This window comes from Kitasatospora sp. NPDC043949, assembly GCF_056435365.1.
The window spans coordinates 154564-162550 of the sequence record NZ_JBWKEQ010000016.1 but is presented as its reverse complement, the minus strand read 5'-3'; the positions used below and the strand labels follow the sequence as shown (position 1 = coordinate 162550).

Below are 7987 nucleotides of genomic sequence, written 5' to 3'. Positions count from 1 at the left end.
TTTTTCTTTTCTTTGGTACGCAGGACGTGTCCGTTTTCCTGGGGGCGGTCCCCCCCACCCCCCCCCCCCCCCCCCCCCCCCCCCGGGGACACCCCCCCCCCCCCCCCCCCCCCCCCCCACCGGCATGTTCGCGTTGCGGCCCCTCAGGGGCCCTCGGACGCCCGGCTCCGCGCCGTCAGGGGCAGCGGACCACCTGGCCGGCGTAGGCGAGCCCGCCGCCGAAGCCGAAGAGCAGGACCGGGTCGCCCGGGGACAGCTCGCCGCGTTCGACCAGCTTGGAGAAGGCCAGCGGGATCGAGGCGGCCGAGGTGTTGCCGGAGTCGACCACGTCCCGGGCCACCACCGCGTCGGTGAGGCCCAACTTGGCGGCGATCGAGTCGATGATCCGCAGGTTGGCCTGGTGCGGCACGAAGCCCTTCAGCTCCGACGGGTCGATCCCGGCCTGCTCGCAGGCCCGGCGCGCCAGCGGGGCGAGCTGGGTGGTGGCCCAGCGGAACACCGACTGGCCCTGCTGGCTGATCACCGGGTCCCAGCCGGTGATCACCACGGCGTCGCCCTTCTCCGGCTCGGAGCCCCAGACCACCGGGCCGATGCCGGGCTCGGCACCGTCCTCCTGGGCCTCGACCACCGCGGCGCCGGCGCCGTCGCCGAAGATCACGCAGGTGGTGCGGTCGGTCCAGTCCAGCGTGTCGGACATCCGCTCGGCGCCGATCACCAGCGCGCGGCGGGCCGCGCCGGCCCGGATCGCGTGGTCGGCGGTGGCCAGGGCGTACGAGAAGCCGGAGCAGACCGTGTTGATGTCGTACGCGGCGGGCGCCCGGACGCCGAGCCGGGCGGCCACGGCGGCGGCGGTGTTGGGGCTGCGCTCGACCGCGGTGCAGGTGGCGACCACGATCAGGTCGATCTCGTCGGCCGTCCGGCCGCTCTTGGCGAGCGCCTTCTGCGCGGCCTCGGTGGCGAGGTCGACCAGGGTCTCGCCCTCGGCGATGTGCCGGGTTCTGACACCCACCCGGCTACGGATCCACTCGTCGTTGGTGTCGACGAGCGCCTCCAGGTCGTCGTTGGAGAGGACCTTGGGGGGCTGGTAGTGGCCGAGTGCCACAATGCGCGAACCGCTCATAGTGCCATGGAACCGGGTTACCCACTGGTCAGCGGGGCGCGCCCGGCTACAGGATCCGCCCCCGCGATCTGTAGGAGCCCCACAAGGGGCGTTGCGGCGACTGGCCTCCGGACGCGCCGGGGTCGACGCCGAGGCGGACGAGGGGGCGGGCACCGCCGCCGGTGACGGGCCCCGCACCGCCCGGAACGCCGCGCGGACACCGCCGGAACGCCGGTGTCGGGCCGGGGCCGGGCCGGGGCCGGAACGCCGGGGTCAGACGGAGAGCGAGGTGGCGTCGCCCATCACGATGACCGGGTGGGCCGCCGGGTCCAGGGTGCGGATCAGCTCGGCCATCTTGTCCTCGGGGATCGAGACGCAGCCGTGGGTGGGGCCGTCGTGGTCGACGTGGATCCAGATCCCGCCGCCCTTCTTCGCCCCCATCGGGCGGCGCGGGTCCAGCGGGGAGTTTCCGGGCACCCGGTTGTAGTTGATCGCGACCACGTAGTCGAAGGAGCCGGCCAGCTGGTCGCCGAAGAAGCCCGTCCCGGAGACCACGAAGCTCGGGTCCTTGTCGTACGGGAGCTTGCTGCCCGGGTCGGCCTTGCGGCCGCCCGCGTCGGTGAGCGCGAAGACGCCGATCGGGCTGCGCAGGTCGCCCTCGTTGTGGTCGGCGGTCCAGCCGTTGTTGCCGTTGTGGCCCTGCCAGGTCTCGCCGGCCAGCCAGCGGCCCTCGGGGGTGCGGGTCCACAGGGTGACGGCGTTCTTGTTGCCGTTCTTGTCCTGGCCGGAGGCGAGCACCACCTGGGTGGTCTCGGCGGGGATCTTCGCGACGAAGTCGGCGCCGAGGCCGGGTATCGCGGCGACCGAGCCGTCCGAACGAACCTGGCTGCGGTCGGCGGCCGGGGGCTGGGTCTGCCGGTCGGCGGCGGCCCGGGCGGCGGGAGCCGGCTGGTCGGGCGTGCTGACGCCCTCCGGGCCGGGGCCGTCGGCGGTCGCGGCGACGGGCTTGGCGTCGTCCTGGCCGACGGTGTACCAGCCGGCGGTGGCCGCGACCAGCAGCGCGGTGCCGGCCATCACCGCCTTGCCGTGGCGCTTCTTCTTCGCCTTCCGGCGGTGACCCCGGGCGGCCGCCCGGGCGCCCACGGGCGCCGCCACGGGCGGGGGCGTGGGCTGCCGGACGGGCTCCGGCTCGAACGCGTACACCGGTTCGGCGTCGTACACCGACTCGGGGGCGTACACCGGTTCGACGTCGTACGCCGGCCCGGGGGCGTACACCGGCTCGGGGGCGACGAGCGGGTCGGGCCCGGCGGCGTACGGCTGGGACGGCTGGAACGGCTGCTCGTACGCCTCGAAGTACCCGTCAGGGGCCTGCGGGAGCTGCCCGTACTCGCCGTAGTGGTCCTGCCGGACGGGCTGCTGGTACGGCTCACCCGCCCCGTACGGCTGCTGCGGCACCCCGTACACCGGCTCTGGTATCGGCTCGTACGACGGGTACGTGGTGGCGCGATGAGAACCGGACATACCGCCGATCCTGCCAAACGGTGTACCGGTTGGTAAACCCGGGGCAGGTGCGGGGGCGGTGAAGAAACGCCGCCGCCCGGGCCGGGGCCCGGGCGGCGGGGAGGTCGACGGTCAGAGGCGCATCGCCTGCGGGGCCTCACGGCGCCCCAGGTCCGGGCCCTCGTACTCGCGGATGATCTCGTAGCGGGTGTTGCGCTCGACCGGGCGGAAACCGGCGTCGCGGATCAGGTCGAGCAGGTCGTCGCGGCCCAGCTTGTTCGGGGTGCCGAAGTTGTCCGCGTCGTGGGTGATCTTGTACTCGACCACCGAGCCGTCCATGTCGTCCGCGCCGTGGCTGAGCGCCAGCTGGGCGGTGGTGACGCCGTGCATCACCCAGAAGACCTTGACGTGCGGGACGTTGTCGAAGAGCAGCCGGGAGACCGCGAAGGTCTTCAGCGCCTCGGCGCCGGTGGCCATCTCGGTGCGGGCCATCAGCTTGTTGCGCACGACGCCGTCCTTGGAGTCGTGGAAGTCGTGCTGGTAGCGCAGCGGGATGAAGACCTGGAAGCCGCCGGTCTCGTCCTGCAGCTCGCGCAGCCGCAGCACGTGGTCCACCCGGTGGCGGGGCTCCTCGATGTGGCCGTACAGCATGGTGGCCGGCGTCTTGAGGCCCTTGCTGTGGGCGAGGCGGTGGATCCGCGACCAGTCCTCCCAGTGGGTGTCGTGGTCGACGATGTGCTGGCGGACCTCCCAGTCGAAGATCTCCGCGCCGCCGCCGGTCAGCGACTCCAGGCCGGCGTCGATCAGCTCGTCCAGGATCTCGTCGGCGGGCAGGCCGCTGATCTTCTCGAACCAGTGGATCTCGGTGGCGGTGAAGGCCTTCAGCGAGACGTTCGGCAGGGCCGCCTTGAGCTCCCGCAGCGAGCGCGGGTAGTAGCGCCAGGGCAGGGTCGGGTGCAGGCCGTTGACGATGTGCAGCTCGGTGAGGGAGTCGACCTCCATCGCCTTGGCGAGCCGGACGGCCTCCTCGATGCGCATCGTGTAGGCGTCCTTCTCGCCCGGCTTGCGCTGGAACGAGCAGTACGCGCAGGACGCGCTGCACACGTTGGTCATGTTGAGGTGGCGGTTGACGTTGAAGTGGACGACGTCGCCGTTCTTCCGCGTCCGCACGTGGTGGGCCAGACCGCCCAGCCAGGCCAGGTCGTCGCTCTCGTAGAGCGCGATCCCGTCCTCGCGGGTCAGCCGCTCACCCGCGTAGACCTTCGCCTCCAGCTCGCGCTTCAGCCCTGCGTCCATGCGGTGCCCCGCCTCCTCCGACTTCGATTCCTTGCCGGACCGAGACTACGTCACTCGTCCGCTCGCCTCCGGGCCGCTCCGACCCGGTGCCGACGCTCCTCGCTCCGGCGCTCCTCCGGCGCTAGTCGCTCGTCGCTTTCGGCACCGGCGCGCCCTTCGGCTCGGGACGGTCCGACAGCAGCTCAGCGAGCAGCGCAGGGTCGATGTTGCCACCACTGACCACGGCCGCGACCGCCCGGCCCCCGGTCTCGGCGGCGCGGTGGAAGTAGGCCGCCGGGGCCACCGCGCCGGAGGGCTCGGCGACCAGCCGGCCGCGACGGGCCAGCAGGGCGACGGTGGCGCGGATCTCGTCCTCGGTGACGGTGACGATGTCGTCCACGTACGCGGTCAGGTGCTCGAAGGGCAGCTCGCCGACCGACGGGGTGCGCAGGCCGTCCGCGATGGTCCGGTAGGTGTCGGCGACCGGCCAGGCCAGCCGGCGGCCGGCCCGGAAGCTGGCCTGGGCGTCGGCGGCCAGCTCCGGTTCCACACCGATCACCCGGATGCCCGGGCGGGTGAGCTTGAGCGCGGCCGCCGTCCCGGAGATCAGGCCGCCGCCGCTGACCGGCACCAGGACGGTGTCCAGCCCGGCCGGGGCGTCCTCGGCGATCTCCAGGCCGACCGTGCCCTGGCCCGCGATGATGAACGGGTCGTCGTACGGCGGCACCCAGACGTAGCCGTGCCGCTCGGCCAGCTCGGCGGGCAGGGTGTCCCGCTCCTCCGGCGACACCAGGACCACCTCGGCGCCGAACCCCCGGGTGGACTCCACCTTCACCGCCGGCGAGGTGTCCGGCATCACGATCACGGCCTTGATGCCGAGCAGCGCCGCCGCGTACGCCACCGCCTGCGCGTGGTTGCCGCTCGACTGGGCGACCACGCCGCGGGCCCGCTCGGCCTCGGTGAGCGCGGCCAGCCGGTTGTAGGCGCCGCGGGTCTTGAAGGCCCCGGTCGGCTGGAGGTTCTCGGGCTTCAGCCAGAGCCGGCGCTCCCCCTCGTCCGCCCACGGGGCGGGAACCAGCGGGGTGCGCACGGCCACCCCCGCGATCCGCTGCCGAGCGGCGCGCAGTTCCTCCAGACCGACCAGTGCCATCCGTCACTCTCCTTCGGGAGGGAGTTCGCTCACCCGGTTCTCCCACTTCGTGGAGAGTACGACGGTGGTGCGGGTGCGGGCCACGCCTTTCGTGCCCGAGATCCGCTTGACCACCGACTCCAGGCCCGCCACGTCGGCCACCCGGACCTTGAGCATGTAGGAGTCGTCACCCGCGATGAACCAGCAGTCCTCGACCTCGTTGAGGTCCTTGAGCCGGTGCGCGACGTCCTCGTGATCGGCGGCGTCGGTCAGCTGAAGGCCGATCAGGGCCGTGACGCCGAAGCCGAGCGAGGCCGGATTGACCGTCGCGCGGTAGCCGGTGATGACGCCGGCCTGCTCCAGTCGGTTGATCCGGTCCGTGACGCTCGGGCCGGAGAGTCCGACCAGCCGGCCCAGCTCGGCGTAGGACGCGCGGCCGTTCTCCCGGAGCGCCTGGATGAGCTGTCTGTCCACCGTGTCCATATACCGTCCGCGTCCTTCCGAACCTCACCAGACCCACAGATCATTATCCGGATTCCAAGGCGCCATGCGCGGAACAACCCGGATATCGCAGAGAAGATACTCTCCCGCCCCCGGCCTCCTCACTCCCCCTCAGTCGACACGCTGCCGTTCTCGTCGGCCCGGCGGGCCGCCGCCCCCAACTCCCCTTCCCAGCGCAGGTACAGGGAATGCGGGACGCCGACCGCGTCCAGCACCCGGCCGGCCACGAAGTCGACGAGTTCCCGCACGGTCGAGCCGCCGGCGTAGAAACCGGGCGAGGCGGGGAGGACGACGGCGCCCTGCGCGTCGAGCTCCACCAGGTGCTTCAACGTCACCCCGTTGAGTGGCGTCTCGCGCACGCACACGACCAGCGGGCGGCGCTCCTTGAGGGTGACGCTGGCGACCCGCTGCAGCAGGTCCTTGCTCAGGCCGAGCGCGATCCCGGCCACCGCGCCGGTGGTCGCGGGCACCACCAGCATGCCCTTGGCCGGGTACGAGCCGCTGGACGGGCCGGCCGCGAAGTCCCCGGCGGGCCAGTAGCGGACGTCGTCCAGGCCCTCGTCGGAGCCCAGCCAGGCGGCCAGGTCGGCGCGCCAGTGGGCGTCCCGGAAGGAGATGCCGGTCTCGTCGAGGATGGTGAGCCGGGCGGCTCGGCTGACGATCAGGTCCACCGGCTCCCCGGCGGCGAGCAGCGCCCGGATCGCCGAGGCGGCGTACGGCGTCCCCGACGCACCAGAGACCCCGACCACCCACGGCTGACGCTTGACTGTTCCCATGTCCCATTTCTATCCGGACTCACCCGGTCGGGCCTCATCCGCGGGCTCCCCTGGAAGGATGGGGGCATGGCAGCGACCCTCGTCGACCTCACCCATCAGGTGACCACCGCGATGCCGGTCTACCCCGGCGATCCGGCCGTCCTGTTGGAGCCCGCTCTCACCACCGCCACCGCCGGGGTGAACGTGCTGGCCCTGCACCTCGGCTCGCAGTCCGGGACGCACGTGGACGCGCCGTACCACGTGGACGTCACCTGGCCGACCCTGGACGGGCTGCCGCTGGAGCGGTTCACCGGGCCCGCGGTGCTCGCCGACCTGCGCGGGCTGGAGCCCCGGGCCGCCGTCACCCCCGAGCTGCTCGCGCCCGCTCTGGCGCGCGTCGGCGAGGGGTCCGTCCTGCTGCTCGCCACCGGCTGGGCCCGGCACTGGGGCACCGACGCCTACCTCGCGCACCCCAGCCTGACCGCGGACGCCGCCGAGGCGATCGTCGCCGCCGGGGTGCGGACCGTCGGGGTGGACGCGCTGAGCGTCGACCCCACCCCCGACCCGGGCCCGGGCGACCCGGCGGTCGCCGCGCTGCTCGCGGACCTCACCGACGAGCACGACCAGCCCGGCGCCGACGAGCCGACCCTCGCCGCGCACCGGGTGCTGCTGGGGGCGCCCGGCGGCGGGGTGATCGCCGAGAACCTGACCGATCTGCGGGCGCTGCTGGACGCCCAGGAGGCCGGGCGGCCGGTCGAGGTGTCACTGTTCCCGCTGCGGCTGGCGGCGGCGGACGGTGCGCCGGTCCGGGCGGTGGCACGGCTGGGCTAGGACCTGTCTTCAAGCCCCCGCCCGCGCGCCGACGGGGGTTTGAAGACACGCCCTGGGCCGTTCCGGCCAGTCGCCGCACGGGACTTGGTCTAGACCATCCCCCGGCGCCGCCGCTACGCTGTCCGCCCATGGCAGAGATCATCGGAGTGATCGAGCGACTCTGGCGCTACCCCGTGAAGTCCACCGGCGGCGAACGGCTCGACTTCGTCGAGGTGGACGAGCGCGGCCTGGCCGGCGACCGCCTCTACGCCGTCCGCGACGCGGACGGCAAGCTCGGCTCGGGCAAGAACACCCGCCGCTTCCGCCGGATGGACGGCCTGCTCCGCCTCTCCGCCCGCCTCGGCCACCGGATCGACGGCCCCGAACTGTTCGACCCGCTCGGCCGCCCGGTCGCCGACCCGGCCGCGTTCCTGCGCGCCTACCTCCAGCGCGAGGACGTCGAACTCGCCCGCGAGGACGCCGTCTCCCACTTCGACCAGCTGCCGGTCAGCGTGCTCACCACCGCCACCCTGGACTGGGTCCGCGAGGCCGCCCCCTTCACGGTGGTCGACGAGCGCCGGTTCCGCCCCAACATCCTGCTGCGGACGCCCCCGGGCACCCCGCCCTTCGTCGAGGACCGCTGGTTCGGCCGGGAGGGCCACGGCGGCACCGGCGCCCGCCTCGCCTTCGTCCGCTCCAGCGAGCGCTGCGCGATGACCGGCGCCCCGCAGCCGGGGCTGCCGCACGCCCCCGAGATCCTCAAGGCGATCGTGCACGCCCACGACGGCCGGCTCGACGCCCTCGCCGAGGTCGCCGCCCCCGGGCGGCTGAGCGTGGGCGACGAGCTCGCGCTGCACTGAGACCGGCGGGAGCTGGGGAGAAGAACCGCAGGTCAGGACGGTCTCAGAGATTTTCGAA

At 73.2% G+C, this 7987-nt stretch carries 8 protein-coding genes; 2 read left to right on the top strand and 6 right to left on the bottom strand.

Going from position 1 to position 7987, the window contains the following annotated elements; all coding sequences use genetic code 11:
* Positions 1-175: 175 nt before the first annotated feature.
* The 6 genes from AC07AL_RS16210 to AC07AL_RS16185 all read right to left on the bottom strand — a co-directional run bounded on the left by AC07AL_RS16210 (position 176) and on the right by AC07AL_RS16185 (position 6280).
* Positions 176-1120, bottom strand: coding sequence for a beta-ketoacyl-ACP synthase III (locus tag AC07AL_RS16210; protein ID WP_363579960.1), 945 nt, complete (start codon positions 1118-1120; stop codon positions 176-178).
* A 252-nt stretch (positions 1121-1372) separates the two neighbouring features.
* Complete coding sequence (locus AC07AL_RS16205) at positions 1373-2620, bottom strand: L,D-transpeptidase family protein (RefSeq protein WP_478317673.1); 1248 nt, start codon at positions 2618-2620, stop codon at positions 1373-1375.
* Positions 2621-2731: 111 nt separating this feature from the next.
* Entirely contained in the window at positions 2732-3895 is a 1164-nt protein-coding gene (gene mqnE, locus AC07AL_RS16200; RefSeq protein ID WP_063348893.1) for an aminofutalosine synthase MqnE, read from the bottom strand.
* A gap of 121 nt (positions 3896-4016) precedes the next feature.
* Positions 4017-5024, bottom strand: coding sequence for a threonine ammonia-lyase (locus tag AC07AL_RS16195; RefSeq protein WP_363579958.1), 1008 nt, complete (start codon positions 5022-5024; stop codon positions 4017-4019).
* Between the two features lie 3 nt (positions 5025-5027).
* Positions 5028-5486, bottom strand: coding sequence for an Lrp/AsnC family transcriptional regulator (locus tag AC07AL_RS16190; protein WP_063348891.1), 459 nt, complete (start codon positions 5484-5486; stop codon positions 5028-5030).
* Positions 5487-5605: 119 nt separating this feature from the next.
* Entirely contained in the window at positions 5606-6280 is a 675-nt protein-coding gene (locus tag AC07AL_RS16185) for a UbiX family flavin prenyltransferase (protein ID WP_363629299.1), read from the bottom strand.
* 66 nt (positions 6281-6346) lie between these two features.
* On the opposite strand from AC07AL_RS16185, the gene AC07AL_RS16180 reads away from it, so the two are divergent.
* Positions 6347-7090, top strand: a complete 744-nt coding sequence (locus AC07AL_RS16180; RefSeq protein WP_363617857.1) for a cyclase family protein — start codon at positions 6347-6349, stop codon at positions 7088-7090.
* Positions 7091-7218: 128 nt separating this feature from the next.
* Positions 7219-7929: an MOSC domain-containing protein gene (locus tag AC07AL_RS16175; RefSeq protein ID WP_363579957.1), complete on the top strand. Its 711-nt coding sequence runs from the start codon at positions 7219-7221 to the stop codon at positions 7927-7929.
* Positions 7930-7987 lie beyond the last annotated feature (58 nt).